General features: G+C 67.7%; 17 protein-coding genes and 2 pseudogenes. 6 read left to right on the top strand and 13 right to left on the bottom strand.

The window, feature by feature from the left end:
• Positions 1–377: 377 nt before the first annotated feature.
• From ASE31_RS14585 to ASE31_RS32230, 5 genes and pseudogenes are all read right to left on the bottom strand, one after another.
• Positions 378–1,772, bottom strand: a complete 1,395-nt coding sequence (locus tag ASE31_RS14585) for a sulfite reductase subunit alpha (RefSeq protein WP_057202389.1) — start codon at positions 1,770–1,772, stop codon at positions 378–380.
• Positions 1,769–2,860 carry an FAD:protein FMN transferase gene (locus ASE31_RS14580; RefSeq protein WP_057202387.1) on the bottom strand — a complete coding sequence of 364 codons (1,092 nt, stop codon included), beginning with the start codon at positions 2,858–2,860 and terminating at the stop codon, positions 1,769–1,771. The genes ASE31_RS14585 and ASE31_RS14580 overlap by 4 nt, the downstream gene beginning before the upstream one ends.
• A 27-nt stretch (positions 2,861–2,887) precedes the next feature.
• The gene (locus ASE31_RS14575) at positions 2,888–3,688 is read right to left on the bottom strand and encodes a DUF4198 domain-containing protein (protein ID WP_057202385.1); all 801 of its coding nucleotides are present in this window, start codon (positions 3,686–3,688) and stop codon (positions 2,888–2,890) included.
• 29 nt (positions 3,689–3,717) lie between these two features.
• Entirely contained in the window at positions 3,718–4,248 is a 531-nt protein-coding gene (locus ASE31_RS32235; protein WP_057202383.1) for a DUF2271 domain-containing protein, read from the bottom strand.
• 36 nt (positions 4,249–4,284) lie between these two features.
• A pseudogene (locus ASE31_RS32230) lies at positions 4,285–4,875 on the bottom strand (PepSY-associated TM helix domain-containing protein); the annotation flags it as partial.
• A 231-nt stretch (positions 4,876–5,106) separates the two neighbouring features.
• On the opposite strand from ASE31_RS32230, the gene ASE31_RS14560 reads away from it, so the two are divergent.
• From ASE31_RS14560 to ASE31_RS14550, 3 genes are all read left to right on the top strand, one after another.
• Positions 5,107–5,607: a sigma-70 family RNA polymerase sigma factor gene (locus tag ASE31_RS14560; protein WP_057202381.1), complete on the top strand. Its 501-nt coding sequence runs from the start codon at positions 5,107–5,109 to the stop codon at positions 5,605–5,607.
• On the top strand, positions 5,604–6,602 hold the full coding sequence (locus ASE31_RS14555; protein WP_057202380.1) for a FecR domain-containing protein: 999 nt from the start codon (positions 5,604–5,606) through the stop codon (positions 6,600–6,602). The genes ASE31_RS14560 and ASE31_RS14555 overlap by 4 nt, the downstream gene beginning before the upstream one ends.
• A 130-nt stretch (positions 6,603–6,732) precedes the next feature.
• Positions 6,733–9,222: a TonB-dependent siderophore receptor gene (locus ASE31_RS14550; RefSeq protein WP_057202377.1), complete on the top strand. Its 2,490-nt coding sequence runs from the start codon at positions 6,733–6,735 to the stop codon at positions 9,220–9,222.
• Between the two features lie 33 nt (positions 9,223–9,255).
• Here ASE31_RS14550 and ASE31_RS14545 read toward each other — a convergent pair whose 3' ends face one another.
• Together ASE31_RS14545 and ASE31_RS33115 are read right to left on the bottom strand one after the other, a co-directional pair.
• On the bottom strand, positions 9,256–10,476 hold the full coding sequence (locus ASE31_RS14545) for a CaiB/BaiF CoA-transferase family protein (protein WP_157412476.1): 1,221 nt from the start codon (positions 10,474–10,476) through the stop codon (positions 9,256–9,258).
• Between the two features lie 82 nt (positions 10,477–10,558).
• Positions 10,559–11,439 (bottom strand): annotated as a pseudogene (locus ASE31_RS33115) (class I SAM-dependent methyltransferase).
• A gap of 243 nt (positions 11,440–11,682) precedes the next feature.
• Between ASE31_RS33115 and ASE31_RS14535 the strand changes: the two are divergent.
• The gene (locus tag ASE31_RS14535; RefSeq protein WP_007857697.1) at positions 11,683–11,997 is read left to right on the top strand and encodes a helix-turn-helix domain-containing protein; all 315 of its coding nucleotides are present in this window, start codon (positions 11,683–11,685) and stop codon (positions 11,995–11,997) included.
• 112 nt (positions 11,998–12,109) lie between these two features.
• Positions 12,110–12,469 carry an FKBP-type peptidyl-prolyl cis-trans isomerase gene (locus ASE31_RS14530; protein ID WP_057202373.1) on the top strand — a complete coding sequence of 120 codons (360 nt, stop codon included), beginning with the start codon at positions 12,110–12,112 and terminating at the stop codon, positions 12,467–12,469.
• Between the two features lie 74 nt (positions 12,470–12,543).
• On the opposite strand, the gene ASE31_RS14525 is transcribed toward ASE31_RS14530, so the two are convergent.
• The 4 genes from ASE31_RS14525 to ppsA all read right to left on the bottom strand — a co-directional run bounded on the left by ASE31_RS14525 (position 12,544) and on the right by ppsA (position 18,228).
• The gene (locus tag ASE31_RS14525) at positions 12,544–13,089 is read right to left on the bottom strand and encodes a hypothetical protein (protein ID WP_057202371.1); all 546 of its coding nucleotides are present in this window, start codon (positions 13,087–13,089) and stop codon (positions 12,544–12,546) included.
• A gap of 204 nt (positions 13,090–13,293) precedes the next feature.
• Positions 13,294–15,426, bottom strand: coding sequence for a VC_2705 family sodium/solute symporter (locus ASE31_RS14520; protein WP_235514452.1), 2,133 nt, complete (start codon positions 15,424–15,426; stop codon positions 13,294–13,296).
• Between the two features lie 4 nt (positions 15,427–15,430).
• Positions 15,431–15,784 (bottom strand): DUF4212 domain-containing protein, encoded by a 354-nt coding sequence (locus tag ASE31_RS14515; protein WP_057202367.1) that lies wholly within the window; start codon positions 15,782–15,784, stop codon positions 15,431–15,433.
• 50 nt (positions 15,785–15,834) lie between these two features.
• Positions 15,835–18,228, bottom strand: a complete 2,394-nt coding sequence (ppsA, locus tag ASE31_RS14510; protein ID WP_057202365.1) for a phosphoenolpyruvate synthase — start codon at positions 18,226–18,228, stop codon at positions 15,835–15,837.
• Positions 18,229–18,497: 269 nt separating this feature from the next.
• On the opposite strand from ppsA, the gene ASE31_RS14505 reads away from it, so the two are divergent.
• On the top strand, positions 18,498–19,319 hold the full coding sequence (locus ASE31_RS14505) for a pyruvate, water dikinase regulatory protein (protein WP_057202363.1): 822 nt from the start codon (positions 18,498–18,500) through the stop codon (positions 19,317–19,319).
• A gap of 28 nt (positions 19,320–19,347) precedes the next feature.
• On the opposite strand, the gene ASE31_RS14500 is transcribed toward ASE31_RS14505, so the two are convergent.
• Positions 19,348–19,908 (bottom strand): DUF4303 domain-containing protein, encoded by a 561-nt coding sequence (locus ASE31_RS14500; protein ID WP_057202361.1) that lies wholly within the window; start codon positions 19,906–19,908, stop codon positions 19,348–19,350.
• A 101-nt stretch (positions 19,909–20,009) separates the two neighbouring features.
• Positions 20,010–20,393: a hypothetical protein gene (locus ASE31_RS14495; RefSeq protein WP_057202359.1), complete on the bottom strand. Its 384-nt coding sequence runs from the start codon at positions 20,391–20,393 to the stop codon at positions 20,010–20,012.
• Positions 20,394–20,414 lie beyond the last annotated feature (21 nt).

Here is a 20,414-nt window from a genome sequence, read left to right as displayed (position 1 = left end):
AGACTGGGGGTCGCCTTTTCTTGGCCCACCTTCTTTTGGCGACGCAAAAGAAGGTGGGTGCGCTGCCGGGCGCACATCCCGGCCTCCGCCTTCAACCCAAGCCCGCCCCATCAGAGCGAAGCGACAACCCCAATCACGCAATCAGAACTGGTAAGTAGCCGAAAGCCACAGCCGCCGCCCATCCTGGCTGTTCGTATAAAGGTTCCTATAGTTCGTCACCGCGGGCGCCCCCGGCACCGTATATGCCGTGTACTCCACAAAATCCTTGTTGAACAGGTTGTACAACGCCGCGTTGACCGGCCTCGTCCATATTGATGGACTGGCCAAACGCATCCACGCACGGTTGCAACGCGCATAAACGCGCGCATGCGCCGCCCTCAATAGACATCACGCCGGTAGCGCCCGCTGCGCACCAGCTCGGCCATGGGTGCAGGGCCCAACAAACCCGTGAGGGCCATGTCCACCCCCTGCGCCATGCCCTGCAGGCTGCCGCACACGTAGACGGCCGCGCCCTGCTCCTCGACCCAGGCACGCACGCTGGCGGCCTGCGCCTGCAGCAGGTCCTGCACATAGACCTTGTGGGCCGGGTCGTCGCGCGAGAAAGCCAGGTCAAGCCGCGTGAGCACGCCAGCCGCCTGCCAGGCGGTGAGCTCGTCGCGAAAGAGGAAATCGTGCGCCGCATGGCGCTCGCCGAACAGCAGCCAGTTGGGCCCTGCCCCCTCCAACGCGCGCGCGCGCAGGTGGCTGCGCAGGCCGGCGATGCCCGTGCCATTGCCCACCAGGATCAGCGGGCGCGCAGCATTGTCTTCAAGCCGGAAATTGCGGTGCGCGCGCAGGCGCATTGGCACCGCTGCGCCCACCTGAGCGCCCGTGGTGAGCCAATGCGATGCAAGGCCTGGCGTGCCATCCTCGCGCATGGCCTGGCGCACCACCAGGTGCACACGGCCATCGCTGGCGAGCGAGGCGATCGAATACTCGCGCGGGTGCTCCATGTCGCCGGGCACGCACACCTGCACCAGGTCGCCCGACTCCCATGCAGCCGCCGCGCCAGCGGGCGGTGCCAGCTCCACCAGGTGCACGGGCGCCCCCTCGCTGCCGGGGTTCAGGTGGCTGCGCGCTGCCAGGGTCCATGGGCCAAAAGCGGGTGCTTCCCACGCGGGCAACTCGCTCAGGCTCGATACCTGCGCCAGTTGGTGCTGCCAGGCCGTGAGCGCGGCAGGCGCGCCGTTGTCCATCTCCACGCGCTCGAACAACGGTGTGGCGCCGCGCGCGCGCAGCCATGCGTCGAGCAGGCGGCCAAAGCCGCAGAAGTGGGCGTACTGGCGGTCGCCCAGCGCCAGCAGGCCGTACTGCAATTGCGACAGGTCCGGCATGGCTTCATCGACTGCGCCCATGCACGCCTCCTGGAAGGCCGCAGCATTGTCGGGCGCATCGCCCTCGCCGTAGGTGCTGGCCAGGAACAGCGCACGCCGGCTGCGTGCGAGCATGGCCGCATCGAGCTTGTCGAGCGCGCACAGGTGCACGGGCTCGCCCGCCGTGTGCAGCAGGCGTGCCGTCTCGCGCGCCAGTTCCTCGGCCTGGCCGGTCTGGCTGGCGTAGACCACCAGAAGGGATTGCACGCCCTCGCGCGCCGATGCCAAGGCCAGGGCCTGTGCGGCCTGCGCCTGGTGCCTGCGCCGCTCGCGCAGCCAGATGGCGGCGCACAGGGCGGCGTACAGCAGCACCAAAGCGACGGCAGCGGCCAGCCGCACAGCGGGGTCGGAAACGTTCATGAAAATTCGGGAAACAGCGCCGCAAACGCCGGGCTCGCAGTCCATACCGGACCTTGCGCAGTGCGCTCACACAGCAACGCAGCCACCCCTTGCCCCGCAGCAAAGGCCAGACCCTCCACCGGCCCCAGCACGGTGAGCACCGTGGCCAGGGCATCGGCATGCATGCATTCCTGGTGCAGCACCGTCACACTGGCCAGCGCATGCACCACGGGCTCGCCAGTGCGCGGGTCGATGGTGTGCGAGTAGCGCCGGCCTCCGTGGTCAAAGGCATGCCAATGGTCGCCCGATGTAGCGATGGCCATGCCCTGGAGAGGCAGCGCCCGGGCCGAGCCAGCCTCGCCTGCCACGGCCACGCGCCAGGGCTGGCCGCCGGGGCGTGTGCCGCTGGCGCGCAGCTCGCCACCGACCTCGGCCAGAAAATCCACCCAGCCCTGCGCCTGCAGGGCCTGCACCACCAGGTCCACCGAGTAGCCCTTGGCAATGCCCGACAGATCCAGCTGCAGGCCCCCGGGCTGCAGCGCCTGCTGCCCCTCGTCGCGCAGCACCAGGCCTGCGCCCACGCTGTGCGGACGCAGGGCCTGCAGCTCCTGCGCCGAAGGCATCGTGGCGGGAGCCATGTGGTCGGCCTGCGGGTCGTGCCGGGGGCCGAAACCCCAGCGGCCCACCAGTTGCCCCACGCCCACATCGAACGCACCGCCACTGGCCACCGCCCAATGCTGCGCAGCCTGCAGCACGGTGAAGAACTCGGGCGACAGCGCATGCCAGCTGCCCGCGGGCGCGCGGTTGAAGCGGGAGACCTCCGATTCGGATTCCCAATTGCTCATCTGGCGCACGACCAGGGCCAGCGCTTCTTCTATGGCGGCGCGCACGGGTGCCAGCGGCACGAACTGCGGATTGCACAGCCGCACCGACCAGGTGGTGCCCATGGCCTCGCCGACCAGGGTCTGCAAGACAGCGGGATCGGCAGCGCGCACAGGCACATGCGGGGCGGCATGGCCAGCCCCGCCGAACGATGCCAAGGCAGGAAGAGGCGCCGCAGCAACGGCTGCGTGCCCGAACCCCTGCCCGTACTGCACCTGGATGCTCATGCGCGCCGAAACCTTACCTGCAACAGATCAAGGCAAAACTTCGAGCGTGCCCACGTACGAGAGACGACGCTCCTTGGCCTGGGGCAGCGAGGTCTTCTCGTCCTTGGCATCGGCATCCACCCAGTACATGCCGGCGGCAGGCCAGGTCACACTGAACTCGCCCTTGGCATCGGTGGTGGCCTTGATCTCGCCGACCTTGTCGCGGTAGCGGGTGGAACCGGCGATCAGCACCACTTCGAGGTTGGCGGCGGGCTTGCCGTCCACGTGGAAGGCAAACGTGGCCTTCTCACCCTTCACGAGGTCGTTGGGGTGCGTCACGGGCACCAGTTCCAGGCCCTGGCCCGTGGGCTTGATGGCGCTGGGCTTGCCCACCGTCACGAAGGTCTCGATGCGGCCGGCCGACTGCGTCACCTTCAGCTCCTGCGCGTCGGCAGGCACTTCGGCCGCGAACTTCTCGGCCGTGCCGCGCCAGCGCTTGGGCTGGCCGGCCTTGTCCTTGTAGCTGGCGTTCAGGCCGCTGCTCACCACGGCCAGGTGGTAGGTGCCGGTCTGGGTAAGGTTCAGGTCGAACACGCTGCGCAGCTTGCCGCGGTGCGAGTTTTCGGGCTTGACGGCGGAGCCATCGGGGGCCACCACCACGAGGTTGTCCAGGCCCAGCGGAAAATGGTTGAAGAAGAACAGGTCGTTGGAGACGGCGGCATCCACCGTGATCCACTCGGCCTTGGAGAGCACGGTGGTCGATGGCAGCAGCCACACGTTGTGGGCCTGGGCCGAGAAGGCACCGCACAGCAGGGCGATGCAGGTGGCGATACGGGTCTTGAATTGCATGAAGGTACTCCGGGTATTCGTCAAAGGGTTCAGGGCTTGAGGTCGAGGGTGACCTCACCGAGCTCGCTGCTGCCCTTGGCACTCAGCTGCTGGGCCTTGGCGGCAGGCCAGGTGAAGGGAATCGTCACCAGCTCGCGGCCACCGACCTCGCGCGAGGCCTCGACCACCAGCTTGTAGCTGCCGGCGGGCAGCGTGGCCAGTTGCTTGGTGCCTTCGTTGAAAGCGACCTGGTGCTTGCCCACAGGGCGCGTGGGGCTGGTCACGCCGTCGATGGGCACGGTGAGTTCACGGCCCGTGCGGCGCCACCACTGGCGCAGGTCCTTGAGCCACTTGGCGCCCTCTTCGTTCTTCATCTTCACGTCGTACCAGACGGCCAGGGTCGATGCCACCGAGTTGTCGGCCCGCTCGACCCACATCGCCACATAAGGGCGGTGGTACTCGGCCACGTCCAGGCGCGGGATCTCCACGCCCACGCCCAGGCCAGCGGCAAACGCCGGGGCACCCAGGCATGCACTCAGCGCAATGCTGTAGCGCAGGTGCAAATGCTTTGTCACAGGCATTCTTTTCTTCTTTCGGTTCAGTGGATAAACAGGAGCGCCAACACCACCGGGGGGCCAGGTGAAGGGGCGGTTGCCCGCGTGCATCTTGAGGATGAACAGGCCAGTGACGGTGAACACCAGGCAGGCGGCAGCAAAGATGTCGATGAACCAGCTCCAGGCGGTCCCTGTGTTGCGCCCCTTGTGCAGGTCGTTGAGGTAAGAGATCCAGCCGCGGTCGGTGCGCTCGTACTCGGCCTCGCCATCGGCCAGGCTCACGCGCAGCCAGGCATCGCCGCCGGGGCGCGGCAGCGAGACATAGATTTCATCGGCCGACCACTCGGCCTCGCGGCCCGCCGTCTCCAGCGACCACTGCGTGCGCGCCCAGTCCTGCAAGGCCTCGGGCAGCGGGGCACGGTCTTTCGGCGGCGGCGGCAAGGCCTTGAGCGTGTTCAGCAGCGCATCGGGCACGGTGGCCTGCTGGCTCACGACCTTGGGCTTGGACTCGATCTGCCCGGCATGGTTGAGCGTGAAGCCCGTGACGGCAAACAGCAGCATGCCGATCAGGCACATGGCCGAGCTGACCCAATGCCATTCGTGCAGCGTCTTGAGCCAATAAGACCGGCGCCGGTTGTCCTGTGGTTTGTTCATTCCTGGAGGGGGTGCGCGCGATAGAGCCTTGTCAGGCGGTGCGCCGAATGCGAAGCCCGTATTCTAGTTTCAGAGAATGACAACCATTTGCATTTGCAAAATCTTTACCTTGCCTGGTGCAAGGAGATGGCCTGCAGCATCGCACCCAAGGCTTGCAGGCACCCAATCAACAAGAATGGTTATCATTACCATGTTTTTAGCAGCACCGCACCGCGTGCCTTCCACCACTCCATGTCCTTCCCGCACGCGCTGACCGATCTCTACGTACAGCACCATGGCTGGCTGCGCAAATGGCTGCAGCGGCGCCTGGGCCATGCGGGCGACGCGGCCGATTTTGCGCAGGACACCTACCTGCGCGTGATCGAATCGCGAACCGTGCTGGCCGACATCCGCGAGCCGCGTGCCTTCCTGACCACCGTGGCCAAGCGCGTGGTGGCCAACCACCTGCGCCACCGCGAGATCGAGCGCGCCTACCTCGAGACGCTGGCCCACATGCCCCAGCCCCTGGCGCCCTCGCCCGAGGAGCGCGCCATCGTGCTGGAGGCACTGCTGGAGATCGATGCCATCCTGGACGGCCTGCCGCCCAAGGTGCGCACCGCCTTCCTCTGGGCACAGCTCGACGGCATGCCCTATGCCGAGATCGCCGAGCGCATGGGCGTCTCGCTCAGTTCGGTCAAGCAGTACATGGCGCGCGCGATACGGCACTGCTACTTTCCGGGGGCTGGCGCATGAGCGCCCACCCGCCGCCGCACACCGGCACAGCCCTGCCCGCGCCTGTCGTGGATGCCGCGGTGCAATGGCTGGTGCACCTGTGGTCCGGTACGGCCACCGCCGAGAGCCGCGTTGAATGGCAGCGCTGGCGCGCCGCCCACCCGCAGCACGAGCAGGCCTGGCAACAGATCGAGGCCACCGACACGCGCCTGCGCGGGCGCACGACCGCCATGGTGACGGCCGCCACCGCCGTGGCCACGCTGGCCGGCCCGCCATCACCCCGCCGGCGCCATGCGCTGCGTGGCATCGGCGGCCTGGCCGCTGGGGGCGTGGCTGCGTGGCTGGGCTACGAGCAACTGCCCTGGCGTGGCTGGGGCGCCGACCTGCGCACCGCCCGGGGCGAGCAGCGCAGCACCACCCTGCCGGACGGCACGCGCATCGTGCTCAACACCGACAGCGCGCTGGACGTGCGCTACACCGCAGGCCTGCGCCGCCTGCACCTGCGCGCGGGCGAGGTGCTCATCACCACCGCACACGACAGTGCCGCCACGCCGCCGCGCCCCTTCGTGGTGGACACGCCGGCTGGCCGCGTCCGCGCCCTGGGCACGCGCTTCACGGTGCGGCACGATGGCAGCGCCAGCGAGGTCGCCGTGTACGACGGCGCGGTGGAGCTGAGCCCCCTGGACAGGCCGGACGCCACCGTGCGTGTCGACGCAGGCCAATCGGCCCGGCTCGCATCCGGTGCCGCCACCGCCCTCAGTGCCGGCGCAGCGGACCCGGCCTGGGCCGAAGGCGTGCTGGTGGCATCCGACATGCGCCTCTCGGACTTCGTGGACGAGCTGCGGCGCTACCGCAGCGGCGTGATCAGCCTGGCACCCGAGGTGGCGCACCTGCGCCTGTCGGGCGTGTTTCCGCTGGCGGACACGGACCGCATCCTGCAATCGCTGGCCCAGGTGCTGCCGGTGGAGGTGCGGGTGCCGGTGCGCTACTGGGTGCGCATAGGCCCTGCGGCCTGAGCGCCGGTGTGCAGCAGCCGGCGTGCCGGCCTTTGAGAACTATTTCGCGCCCGGTCTGTACCTTTTGCGCATTCGCGTGACAAGGAAGGGAATAGCGCATTCCACTCCTTTCACCTTCCATCCGACCACCATGCCCACCGCACCCCGGCACGCCGCTGCCCGCACGCCTTGTTCCCAGCCCCTCTTCACCCTGCGCCCCACCGCCGTGCTGGCGGCCGCGCTGGCCGGCGCATGGCTCGCCGCCGCAGCCCTGCCCGTCCACGCACAGGCGCAGCAGACGGCGCAGGCCAGCCGCAGCGCCAGCTACAGCATCCCCGCCGGCCCGCTGGAGCCCGCGTTGACCTCCTTCGCCAAGGCATCGGGCGTGCTGCTGGCGTACACGCCAGACCTGGTCCGGGGCCGCAGCAGCCGGGGCCTGCAGGGCAACCACACCGCGCCCCAGGCGCTGGCCGCGCTGCTGGTGGGCACAGGCCTGTCTGCCGTGGTGGCCGACAACGGCACCTACACCTTGCGCCGCGCTCCAACCCCCGCCCCTGCGTCCGGCGCAGCGGCAGCCGCCGGCAGCGTCACCCTGTCCGAAGTGCGCGTGACGGCCGAGGCACCGCGCAACGATGCCACCACCGAGGGCACGGGCAGCTACACCGCACGCGGCCCGAGCAGCACGGCCACGGGTCTCAATCTCACCCTGCGCGAGACACCACAGTCCGTCAGCGTGATGACGCGCCAGCGCATGGACGACTTCAAGCTCGAGACGCTGACCGACGTGATGGAGCAGACCCCCGGCATCAGCACCTACCGCCAGGGCAACGCCACCGACTTCCAGGCGCGCGGCTCCAGCGTCAACCTGCAGACCGATGGCGTGCGCCAGCTCACCAGCGGCTGGTACTACTTCACCAGCACCATGTACGCGCTGGACGACATGGCCGAGATCGACCGCATCGAGGTGCTCAAGGGCTCCTCGGGCCTGGTCAACGGCTATGGCAGCGCAGGTGCCACCGTCAACCTGGTGCGCAAGCGCCCAACGGCCGAGTTCCAGGCCCATGTGGGCACCAGCGTCGGCAGCTGGAACACCCTGCGCAGCGACGTGGACGTGGGCGGCCCGCTCAACGCCAGCGGCAGCCTGCGCGGGCGCATCGTGGCCTCGGTGTCGGATGCCGATTCATTCCGCGACCACGAGAAGAGCAACAGCCAGATGCTGTTCGGCGCACTGGAGGCAGACATCGCGCCGCAGACCACGGTCAACGGCGGCTTCACCTGGCGCCGGCGCGAACTGCGCGGCATGGGCAGCACCCAGCCCATCCAGCGCTATACCAGCACCGGCGACACGGTGTCCTGGCTGCCGCGCTCCTTCAACCCCGGGGCGCCCTGGGCCGGCTACCAGCAGGACGCACTCAATGTCTTCGGCAGCGTGGAGCACCGCTTTGCTGGCGACTGGTCGGCCAAGCTGCAGTTCTCGCACCAGAGCGTGCAGATGGACGACATGCTGCTCGGCTACCTGTACGACCGCAGCAGCGTCGCCACCGCGCCCTACCAGGGCATCGACAACCGCAACTGGACGGTGAACCTGGACGTGAAGGGCCCCATCGAACTCTTTGGCCGTAAACACGAGCTGCTGATGGGCGCTGGCACGGCCCGCTACCGCGGCGAGATGCAGACCAGCAACAGCGTGCGCACGCCGCTCACCAGCGTGGGCCTGGCCTATGCCGATGGTGGCGCGCAGATCCCCACGCCCGACTGGAGCCGCTACACCTATGGCGCCAACCTCTTCTCGCGCAAGCAGCACTATGCCTACGCCGCAGGGCGCTTTCACCTGGCCGCCCCGCTCAAGCTGATCACCGGTGTGCGCATCACCGACTATGCGCAACTGGACACCACCCCCTTCTGGTGGAACTACGACCTCAAGGAGCACGGCGTGGTCACGCCCTATGCGGGCCTGGTCTACGACGTGCACCCGAATGTCTCGCTGTACGGCAGCACCACAAACATCTTCGAGGCACAGAGCGGCCAGGACGAACAGGGCCGCGCGCTGCCGCCCGAAAAAGGCGTGACCTACGAGGTCGGCGCCAAGGGTGAGTTCTTCGACAAGCGCCTGAACGCCGCCATCAGCCACTTCTGGATGAAGACCGACAACACCGCCGAGGAGACCGGCCAGCTCACCCCCTCGGGGGACATGGCCTACCGCACCGTCACGGGCGCCACGCGGCGCGGGTGGGAGATCGAGCTCTCGGGCGAGATCGCCAGCGGCTGGCAGGCCCAGGGCAGCTTCGTCACGCAAAGCAGCAGCCTGACCAGCGCCAGCCAGCACCCCAAGCACCAGTTCAAGCTGGGCACCACCTACCGCCTGGGCGGCAGCACGCTGCAGGGCCTCACCGTGGGCGCGGCCACCCGCTGGCAGAGCGAAACCTCCACCCGCAACGATGCCGCCACGCTGGCCCAGAAGTCCTACTGGCTGGTGGACCTGATGGCCCGCTACCAGGTGAATCGCCACCTGAGCGTGGGTGCCAACATCAACAACCTGTTCGACAAGAAGTACCTGTCGGGCGTCACCAACTTCAGCAGCCTGCACTACACCTGGGGCGCACCGCGCAGCTTCCACCTGAACATGCGCCACAGCTTCTGAGCCGCCCCACCGCAGGCCGGGAAGGGCCGTGCCTTACGCGACCGCGGACGCCGCTTGCAGGGCCTGCACCTGGGCGGGGGTGTAGCCCAGGCCGGCGAGCAGCTCGGCCGTGTGCTGACCCAGTCGCGGCGGATCCGTGCGCACGGCCATGCGCTGGCCGTCCATGCGCAAGGGCATCAGCGTTACGCGCGCCGTTTCGCCGGCACGCTCGCCGTCGGGCAGCGTGATATCGGCCAGGCCACCCGTGGCGTTCAGGTGCGGGTCGTCGAACAGCTGCTCGGGCCGCATGATGGGTGCAAACGGCAGGCCATGCCGCTCGAAGATGGCCGACAGCTCCTCGGCCGTGTGCTGCGCCAGGCGCTGGCGCAGTTCGGGCAGCAGCGTGCCGCGGGCGCGCACGCGGTCGTTGTTGCTGGCCAGGCCCGCATCGGCCTTGAGGTCGGCGTAGCCCATGGCGTTACAGAAGGTGACCCACTGCGCATCGCTCACGGCGGCCAGGAAGATCTGCCCGCCGTCCTTCACGCTGAACACGTCGTACACGGCCCAGGAGGAGATGCGGTCGGGCATGGGCGCCGCGGGCTGGCCCGTCACGGCGTACTGCATCATGTGCTGGCCGACCAGGAAGACATTGTTCTCGAACAGGGCCGAGTCCACCTCCTGCCCGCGCCCGGTGGCCGCGCGCTGCATCAGCGCGGCCATGGCGCCGATGGCACCGAACATGCCGCCCATGATGTCGTTCACGCTGCTGCCCGCGCGCAGCGGGTCGCCCGGGCGCCCCGTCATATAGGCCAGGCCGCCCATCATCTGCACCACTTCGTCGAGCGCGGTGCGGTGCTCGTAGGGGCCGGGCAGGAAGCCCGCGTGGTTCACGTAGACCAGGCGCTCGTTCAGGCGCGAGAGCGCGGCATAGTCCAGGCCGTACTTGGCCATCACGCCGGGCTTGAAGTTCTGCGCCACCACGTCGGCCGACGAAGCCAGGCGGATCGCCACCTCCAGGCCTTCGGGCGTGCGCAGGTCCAGCGCAATGCTCTTCTTGTTGCGGTTGAACATGGGGAAGAAGCCGGCCCCCGCGCCCAGCAGGTGGCGCGTGCGGTCGCCATCCACCGGCTCGACCTTGATGACCTCGGCCCCCAGGTCGGCCAGCACCATGCCGCAGGTGGGGCCCATGACCATGTGGGTGAATTCCACCACGCGCAGGCCGGCCAGGGGCAGCGCGCGGGCAGGGACAGAAGAAGGGTTCAAAAGAGCATTCATGGGTCAGCACGATAAACGGTCCAGTCCGGGCCGGCGGCCCCGGGTCGGGAACAGGGACTGCCGCAGTCGGGCAATCCCGACATCAGCAGGCCGGCACTGCGCTGCCAACGGCCTTGCGCGCGACGATGGAATACATCAGCGGCATGCGCGCAATGCCCGGCGGCATGCCCCAGCGCCGCCCGCCCAGATCCTGCATCCCCTCGAAGGCGCGCCAGCCATTCAGGTACGGGTACTCCTCCAGCGCCTCGACCTGCAGGCCGGCGCCCAGCAGCGCCGTCACCACGCGGCCAAGGCCCCAGGCGAACTCGTGGCTGGGGTGGGGGTTGGCAAACACCTCGGGCCCCGCGGTTTCCTGCCCTTCGCGCGCCTTCTGCGTCTCGCCCACGTAGTCGCCCACCCCGGCCTCGTGCACCGGTGCCTCGTTGAAGTAGTCGTAGCGCGCCTGCCACTGCGGATCGAACACCAGGGCGACAGGGTGGAACTCCACGAAGACGAAGCGCCCACCCGGGCGCAGCGCCCCGGCAATGCCGCGCGCCCAGCGCGCCAGGTCCGACAGCCAGCAGATGGTGCCGTAGGAGCTGAAAACGGTGTCGAACGGCCCACCCTGCCCTGCCGAAGCCGCCAGCCATCGAAGTAGTCGTACACATCGGAGCGCACGAACTCCGCTGCAATGCCGCTGGCATCGGACAGTGCCCGGGCAAAGGCAATGGCCTCGTCCGAGATGTCCACCCCCGTCACCCGGGCGCCCAGTTGGGCGATGCCCAGGCTGTCCTGCCCGGCATTGCACTGCAGGTGCAGCACGGCCTGGCCGTGCAGGTCGCCCAGCAGCGCGGTTTCCTCCGGGAACAGCGGGGAGCCCCCGGTCCGGAAAAAGGCAGCCTGGTCGCCCTTGTGGCAGTTGTGGGCACGGGTGGCAGCGTTCCAGGACAGCCGGTTGGCCTCGTGCAGGTGCTTGTGTTCCATGGATTCCTTGCAAGGCAGCGCGCCTCGATGACCGGAATGCTACCCACTTCACCCCGCCGTGGCAGCACCGCAACACTTCGCAAAAAAGACCCCTGGTTAAGGGGGCTGGCGCATATCAGTGCTGCGTTCAGAGCTATTAAACTTGTAGCAAGATCGTTTCCAAGCTATATTGACAGCGTCTTGCGGGCAGTGTCCGGCGGGCCGCCACTGTTTTCCATACACACCGCGCGAGGAGAAGCTTGCATGAGCTCCAAGGAAAATTTCGCCATCAACCAGCTGTTCGAGCGGCTGGAATGCCGCTATGCGCTGCGTGTGCTGTGGGCCCTGCGTGACGGACACCCCCAGACCTTCCGCCTGCTGCAGGACAGCGTGGGCGGCATCACCCCCAACACGCTCAACACCCGCATCAAGGAACTGCGCGAGGCCGGCCTGGTCGACCACGGCAGCGACGGCTACACCGTCACCCCCTCGGGCACCGACCTGCTCAAGCGCCTGAGCGACGTGCAGGCCTTTGCCACGCGCTGGGTGGCCAGCCGCGTGAAGAAGCCTGCCGCGTAAAATCAGGCCGTTCTACAGGGCCAGCGCCCTCCACCAACATCCATCAACCGGCGTTTTTCCGTTGCAATACAACGGCATCGCGCTACCAACTCCATAGCAAACGAGGATTTTCATGGCGTTCACCACCACCGCATCCGGCCTGCAATACGAAGACACCACCGTGGGTGAAGGCGCAGAAGCCACCAAGGGCCAGAACGTATCGGTGCACTACACCGGCTGGCTCTACAACAACGGCGAACAGGGCGCCAAGTTCGACTCCAGCCGCGACCGCAACGACCCCTTCGAGTTCTCGCTGGGTGCCGGCATGGTCATCAAGGGCTGGGACGAAGGCGTGCAGGGCATGAAGATCGGCGGCCAGCGCACGCTGATCATCCCCGCAGCCCTGGGCTACGGCGCGCGCGGCGCCGGCGGCGTGATCCCTCCGAACGCCACGCTCAAGTTCGACGTGGAACTGCTCAAGGTCGGCCGCTGAGCCCAGCGCCTCCTGGCGACCGGAAAGACCAAGCGGCCTGCGGGCCGCTTTCTCATGGCCGGTTGTGACTGCTCTCAGTCAAAAAGCGCTTTGTCGAAGCGCGCAAACTTCGCATCCCCCACCGCCTCACGGATCTTGGGGGCCAGCGCGGCCAGGTCGGAGAAGCTGCCAGCCCCCTCCACCGCCAGGTTCAGGCGAAAGCCCCGCAGCCCCAGGCCGGCCGTGAGTTCCGTGGCAATCGGGTAGGCATCCGTGTAGCGCTGCTGGTCCGAGCGGCCGCTGCCCTTCACGGCCTCCATGGCCACCGTGGCTTCGTACGACGTGCTCGAGGCCGAAGACGCGGCATTGGCAGCTGCCACCGCCTGTCCCGTGCCCTTGGCGGCGGCTGCCGCAGCCACGGCAGCGCCTGCGCCGCTGCCGGACTGTGGCTCCAGCAGGCCCAGGGATATCATGGCCTGCACGTCGTCCTGCGTGATGCCCATGGCCGCCGTGGCCGCCAGCACCTCGCCTGTGGAGCGCTTGCCATCGAACAGAATGAAGGCGGAGCGCTGCCGCGATGTCAAACCACCCTGGCGGTCCTTGAGCGCTTCCTGCCCCGCCTGCGTTTTGACCAGAACCATGACTCTCCCCCGAAATCTTTTGAAATAGCCCACCGCAGACTGAGCACAGCCCAATCCACCGCCTCCCGCAGGAGCCGGTTTACAGGGTGTCACGTTTGCGGCGCCTTGAGAAGTCGGGTTTTTCCATGCCCCTTCGGCCTGTACCGATTTAGAGCGGCTCAGGGCCCCATCCCGCAGGCCACGGCCGCCAGGCGAAGCGCGTGGCTACATCTCCATGCGAACGCGCGGCAGCTCGGGCGCAGGCCGCGTGATGCGGCTGACCACCAGCGCCACCAGCAATCCCAGGGGCACGCCGAACACCCCGGCCGAGATGGGCTGGATGCCCAACCACAGCCCATCGGCCAGCAGCCAGGCCGGCAGCAGCGCCTTCACGGCCACCACATGCGAGAGCATGTAGTACACCGCCACGCCCAGGCCCGCCAGCATGCCCGCCACCGCCCCCTGGCGCGTGGTGCCGCGCCAGAAGATCCCGAGCACCATCACCGGCACGAAGGCCGATGCCGCCAGCGAGAACGAGGCCGACACCATGGGCAAAATCTCGGCCGGCTTGAGCGCCGCCACGAAGGCCGCCGACAGGGCCACCGCCAGCAGGGCGAACTTGGTGAGGATCACGCGCTGCTCGGGCGATGCCTCGCGGTCGGAGCCCTGGAAGTACAGGTCGCGCACCAGCGCATTGCTGATGGTGAGCAGCAGCCCGTCGGCAGTGGACAGCGCCGCCGCCAACCCGCCCGCCGCCACCAGGCCCGAAACCACGTAGGGCAGGCCGCCGAGTTCAGGCGTGGCAAGCATGATCAGATCGGCCCCGAGCCGGATCTCGCCGAACTGCACGATACCGTCGCCGTTGACGTCTTCGATCGACAGCAGCGAGCCATCCACCCGCGCCCACTGGGCCATCCAGTTGGGCAGCGCCTCGAAGCTGCTGCCCACCAGGTTGTGCATGACCTCGAACTTCACCAGCACCGCGAGCGCCGGCGCACTCAGGTACAGCAGGGCGATGAAGAACAGCGACCAGCCCACCGAGGCCCGCGCGCCCGACACCGTGGGCGAGGTGTAGTAGCGCGTGAGCAGGTGCGGCAGCCCGGCCGTGCCCACCATCAGGCAGAACATCAGTGCCATGAAGTTGCGCCGGCTCAGGTCGAACTCGCGCTGCTCCTCGGGCGTGCCATCGGGGTCGCCCGCAAAGGCCTGGCTGTGCTGTGGCAGGCCCCCGAGGGGGCGGGCGCGCTCGGTGTTCTCCTGCATCTCGCGCGTCCAGCGCTCGCGCGCGGCGGCAGGGTCGCGCGGCAGCGCCGCCAGGTCGCGGCTGGCCAGCACGATCAGGCCCACTTCGGCGTTCTGCGCGCGCAGCGTGCGGATGCGCTCACGGCCCTTTTCGCGCTCGCGCTCCAGGGCCGCTTCCACGTCCTTCAGGCGCTCCTCGAATTCCTGCGCGCGCTGGCGGTAGATCTGCACCACCTGCTGCTCGGCGGGCGAGTCCAGCAGTTGCGCCTCCAGGTCGGCGATCTTGGTGATCTGTGCACCGTACACCAGCGGCGCCAGCGGGCTGCCCAGTTGCTTGTAGGCCAGCCAGGACACGGGGATCAGAAAGGCCAGCAGCAGCACCACGTACTGCGCAACCTGCGTCCAGGTGATAGCGCGCATGCCGCCCAGGAACGAGCACAGCAGCACCCCGCCCAGGCCGAGCATGATGCCGATCTCGAACTGCACGCCCGTCAGGCGCGAGGCGATCAGCCCCACGCCGTAGATCTGCGCCACCACATAGGTGAAAGAGCACAGCACGGCGGCCAGCGCCGCGATCACACGTGGCCAGCGCCCGCCAAAGCGCACGTGGAAGAAATCAGGCACGGTGTACAGGCCCATGGCCCGAAGATGCGGCGCGATCAGCATGGCCACCAGGCAAAAGCCCCCCGTCCAGCCCAGCAGGTAGGCCAGCCCGCCGGGCTGGCCGGGCGTGCCCGCAAAGCCCTGCAGGTACAGCGCCCCCGAGAGGCTGATGAACGAGGCCGCGCTCATCCAGTCGGCGGCCGCAGCCATGCCGTTGTACATGGGCGGAATGCGCCGCCCGGCCACGTAGTATTCCTCGGGGTCCGAGGTGCGGCCATAGACGCCGATGCCGGCGTACACCATGACGGTGAGGAACAAAAAGATCGGCCCGATCCAGTGGCGCGACAGCCCCTGGTGTTCGGCCCAGGTCATGAGGGTCAGGAAGCCGAGCACCCCGGCGATGTACAGCGCCAGGATGCGGTGCAGGCGCCAGGAATAGGCTTTCTCCACCGCGCTCGGGCCGGCCCCGGACGCATTGCCGGGAGGCGCTCCTGCAGGGCCCTGCTTGCGCATGGCGTCAGGCCGCGTCCGCAGGGAACTTGCCGTCCGCTGGCAAAGCGGCTTCCAGCGCCAGGCGGCGCCGTTCGTCCTGCCGCTCGAAGCGGTTCATGGCCCAGGCATACACCACCACGATGGCAATGAACACCAGCACCGCGCCCTGGGCCTCGATCCAGTAGCCCAGCGGCCAGCCGCCCGGGATGAGGAACTGCAGATCACGTGCGAAGTAGGTGGCCACGAAGGACACCAGCACCCAGATCACCAGCAGCCCGGCCTTGAGCCACAGGTGGCGCACGTCGTGCAGGTCGGGCGGAAATGGGCCTGCGAGCTCGGGCTCGGCAGGCTTGATGGGGGAACGGGGCAGCACGGGCATCGGGTCAGCCAGGGCGCTGCATGGATTGGCGTGCCCGTGCCCGCAAGGCGTCAGCCCGCAGCCAGCTGCTGCCAGGTGGCCATCACGCTGTCGGGGTTCAGCGAGATGGAGGAGATGCCCTCGGCCGCCAGCCACTGCGCGAAGTCAGGGTGGTCGCTGGGGCCCTGGCCGCAGATACCGATGTACTTGCCCTGCGCCAGGCAGGCCTTGATGGCCTGGTGGATCAGCGCCAGCACGGCGGGGTCGCGCTCGTCGAAGTCCTGCGCCAGCAATTCCAGGCCCGAGTCGCGATCCAGGCCCAGCGTGAGCTGGGTCAGGTCGTTGGAGCCGATGGAGAAGCCGTCGAAGAACTCCAGGAAGCGCTCGGCCAGGATGGCGTTGCTCGGCACCTCGCACATCATGATGACCTTGAGGTCGTCCTTGCCGCGCTGCAGGCCATGCTGGGCCAGCAGCTGCGTCACGCGCTCGGCTTGGCCCAGGGTGCGCACGAAGGGCACCATCACCTGCACGTTGGTCAGGCCCATCTCGTTGCGCACGCGCTTCAAGGCTTCGCATTCCATGGCGAAGGCTTCGCCGAAGTCGGCGCTCAGGTAGCGCGCCGCACCGCGAAAGCCCAGCATCGGGTTCTCTTCCTCAGGCTCGTAGCGGCTGCCGCCGATGAGCTTTCGGTATTCATTGCTCTTGAAGTCCGACAGGCGCACGATCACCGGCTTGGGGTAGAAAGCCGCAGCGATGGTGGCCACGCCTTCGGCGACCTTGTCCACGTAGAAGGCGCGGGGGCTGGCATGGCCGCGGGCCACCGACTCCACGGCCTTCTTCAGGTCGGCGTCGATCTGCGGGTAGTCCAGGATCGCCTTGGGGTGCACGCCGATGTTGTTGTTGATGATGAACTCGAGCCGCGCCAGGCCCACGCCTTCGTTGGGCAACTGGCAGAAGTCAAAGGCCAGTTGGGGATTGCCCACGTTCATCATGATCTTGGTCTTGATGGCCGGCATCTCACCGCGCTGCACCTCGGTGACCTCGGTTTCCAGCAGGCCATCGTAGATGTGGCCGGTGTCGCCTTCGGCGCAGCTCACCGTGACCAGGGTGCCGTCCTTGAGCAGCTCGGTCGCGTCACCGCAGCCCACCACGGCCGGGATGCCCAGCTCGCGCGCGATGATGGCGGCGTGGCAGGTGCGCCCGCCGCGGTTGGTGACGATGGCGCTGGCGCGCTTCATCACCGGCTCCCAGTTGGGGTCGGTCATGTCGGTCACCAGCACGTCGCCGGGCTGCACCTTGTCCATCTCGGAGATGTTGTGCACCAGGCGCACGGGGCCGGTACCGATCTTCTGACCAATCGCGCGGCCCTCGGCCAGCACGGTGCCCTGGCCCTTGAGCTTGTAGCGCATCTCGGCCTGGCCCTTGGACTGGCTCTTCACCGTCTCGGGGCGCGCCTGCAGGATGTAAAGCAGGCCGTCGGTGCCGTCCTTGCCCCATTCGATGTCCATCGGGCGGCCATAGTGCTGCTCGATTACCAGGGCGTAGTGCGCCAGTTGCTGCACGTCGGCATCGGTCAGCGAGTAGCGGTTGCGCTGCTCGGTGGGCACGTCGGTGGTCTTCACCAGCTTGCCCGATGCGGCCTTTTCCTCGGCCGTGGAGAACACCATCTGCACCAGCTTGCTGCCCAGGTTGCGGCGGATCACGGCCTTCTTGCCGGTCTGCAGGGTGGGCTTGTGCACGTAGAACTCGTCGGGGTTCACGGCGCCCTGCACCACCGTCTCGCCCAGGCCGTAGCTGCTGGTGATGAAGACCACCTGGTCGAAGCCCGACTCGGTGTCAATGGTGAACATCACGCCCGCTGCGCCCAGATCGGAGCGCACCATGCGCTGCACGCCGGCCGACAGGGCCACCACATCGTGCGCAAAGCCTTTGTGCACGCGGTAGGAGATGGCACGGTCGTTGTACAGGGAGGCGAACACCTCCTTCATCTTGTGCAGCACGTCGTCGATGCCCACCACGTTCAGGAAGGTCTCCTGCTGGCCGGCGAACGAGGCGTCGGGCAGGTCTTCGGCCGTGGCCGACGAGCGCACGGCAAAGCTGGCCTGCGGGTTGCCGGCGGACAGGGTGGCAAAAGCTTCGCCAATGGCTTTTTGCAGGTCGGCCGGGAAGGGCTGGGCCTCGACCATGGCGCGGATTTCGCCGCCTACCCGGGCCAGGGCGCGCACGTCCTCGGTATCGAGGCTGGCCAGCTTGGCGCTGATCTTGTCGGCCAGGCCATCGTGGGCCAGGAATTCGCGGAAGGCATGTGCCGTGGTGGCAAAACCCGTAGGGACGCGCACGCCCTCGGGCAGCTGCGAGATCATTTCGCCGAGGGAGGCGTTTTTACCGCCCACCGACTCGACATCGGTCATTCTCAGGTTTTCAAACGGTACGACCAGGGCGGTCGGGCTGAAAAGTGCAGACATGGGAAAGCTCCAGAAGTTGAAACCGGGTCGTCTGCGCGCCCGCCCCCACCAAGGGGCACCGTGGGGCGAGCGGCCATGCACTGGCTCAGGCTTTGTCGTTGTGGTTGTGTGCCGACGGCGTGCATGGTTGAGAAATTTGGATAATTGACACAATTGTAGGCCTGCCGCGCCGGGAGCACGCAGGAACCTGTTTACGATGCCTGTAGTCCTCGCACTACGATCCACCCGAACCCAAGGCGCTGCCAAAGCGACGAAAGGCCCTGCCCCTCATGCACACGCGCACCGTATTCTTCGTCTCGGACGGCACCGGCATCACGGCAGAGACCTTCGGCAATGCCATCCTGGCCCAGTTCGAGCTCAAGCCCCGCCATGTGCGCCTGCCCTTCATCGACAGCGTGGACAAGGCACACCAGACGGTGCGGCAGATCAACCACACGGCCGAGATCGAGGGCAGGAAGCCCATCGTCTTCACCACCCTGGTCAACATGGAGGTGCTGCGCGTCATCCAGGAAGGCTGCAAGGGCATGCTGCTCGACATGTTCGGCACCTTCGTGCACCCGCTGGAGGAAGAGCTCGGCATCAAGTCCCACCACCGCGTGGGCCGCTTTTCGGACGTGAGCCGTAGCAAGGAGTACACCGACCGCATCGAAGCCATCAACTTCAGCCTGGCGCACGATGACGGCCAGAGCAACCGAGACCTGGCCGGTGCCGACGTGATCCTGGTGGGCGTGAGCCGCAGCGGCAAGACCCCCACCAGCCTGTACCTGGCCATGCAGTACGGCATGAAGGCCGCCAACTACCCGCTGATCCCCGAGGATTTCGACCGCCGCCAGCTGCCGCCCGCGCTGGAGCCGCACCGCAAGAAGATCTTCGGCCTGACCATCCAGCCCGAGCGCCTGTCCGAGATCCGCAACGAGCGCCGCCCCAACTCCAAGTATGCCGACCTGGTCAACTGCCGCCACGAGGTGGCCGAGGCCGAGGCCATGATGCGCCGCGCCGGCATCCGCTGGCTGTCCACCACCACCAAGTCGATCGAAGAGATCGCCACCACCATCCTGCAGGAGATCCGGCCCGAACGGCTGGTGTATTGACGGCGGCGGGCCATGCCCGCGCCAGCCGTCAACCCCAGGAATCGGTCCAGGCCTTGAATTCGGCTGCTGCGGCAGGCGGGTTCAGGCGGGCCACCCACTGGTTCAGCACCTCGGCCGGCTCATCGCCATCCGAGACCGACACCTGCAGCAGCAGGGACTCGCGGGCGAAGGCCGGGTCTTCGCGGCGCAGGCGCTCCAGCACCTGGACCATGGTTTCGAGCAGTTGCGCACGAAAAGCCGTGAAGGCGGCATCGCCACCCTCGTCCGGCAGCGCAAGCACATGTTCACGCACCAGCGTGCACAGGTCATTGAAGGCGCCATTGGCGCCCTCCCCCTCCAGGGGCCATTCCGAGGAGCTGTAGAGGTAGAAGCTGGCCTCGTCCGGGTGGCGCGCTGTGAGTTCGCGCACCTGCGATTCGGTCAACAGGGCCGGGCAGACGGTCATGGCCCCGTCGTCGGTGTACAGGGTGAAGGCACACACGGGGTCGTGCGGGCCGCAGCGCTCGGAGATATCGGCCAGGGCCGCGCGGCTGGCCTGGGCGATGCCCTCGGCCAGCGCGGCGAAATCGAAGTCGGTGGAAGCAGGCATGCTTGCATGGTAGGCCCACCCTGGGTCGCAGGCAGGCCATGCCAGCGCCACGGGGCGCCCTTTTCGTGACGCATTGCGCACCGGCTGGCGTTGGTGCCTGCTTACTTCAGCGCAAAACGCACATTCGCCGGCTTCTTGCCTGGCAGTGTCACCAGCGCCACCACCTTGGTGCCCGCCGCGACCTTGAATGTGCCCTTGGCTTCAAGCTTGCCCTCGCCGGCCGGTGCCAGCACGGCCTCAGACTTTTCGGTGCCGTTGAGCAGGGTGAGCTTGGCGCCCACCCCTTCGGTCTTCACCGGCTTGCCGTGGTCAAGCAGGTGCAAGGTCAGGGTGTCGGGCCGAGCCACGAGTTCGTAGCCGATCTCGCCGGCCTCGGCCACCACGCCGCCGTGCTCGGGTTTAGGGGCATGGCTGTGCTCGCCGGCGGCAAAGGCGCTGCCAGCCAGAGTGAGTGCCAGGGCGGCCAGGAGTTGTTTGGTTGTCATGGGTGTCCTTTCAAAGGGTTG

The sequence above is a fragment of the Acidovorax sp. Root217 genome, from assembly GCF_001428645.1.
In the GTDB taxonomy this organism is placed as follows: Bacteria; Pseudomonadota; Gammaproteobacteria; order Burkholderiales; family Burkholderiaceae_C; genus Acidovorax.
The sequence above is the reverse complement of the archived record's forward strand: the minus strand, read 5'-3'. Positions and strand labels throughout refer to the sequence as shown.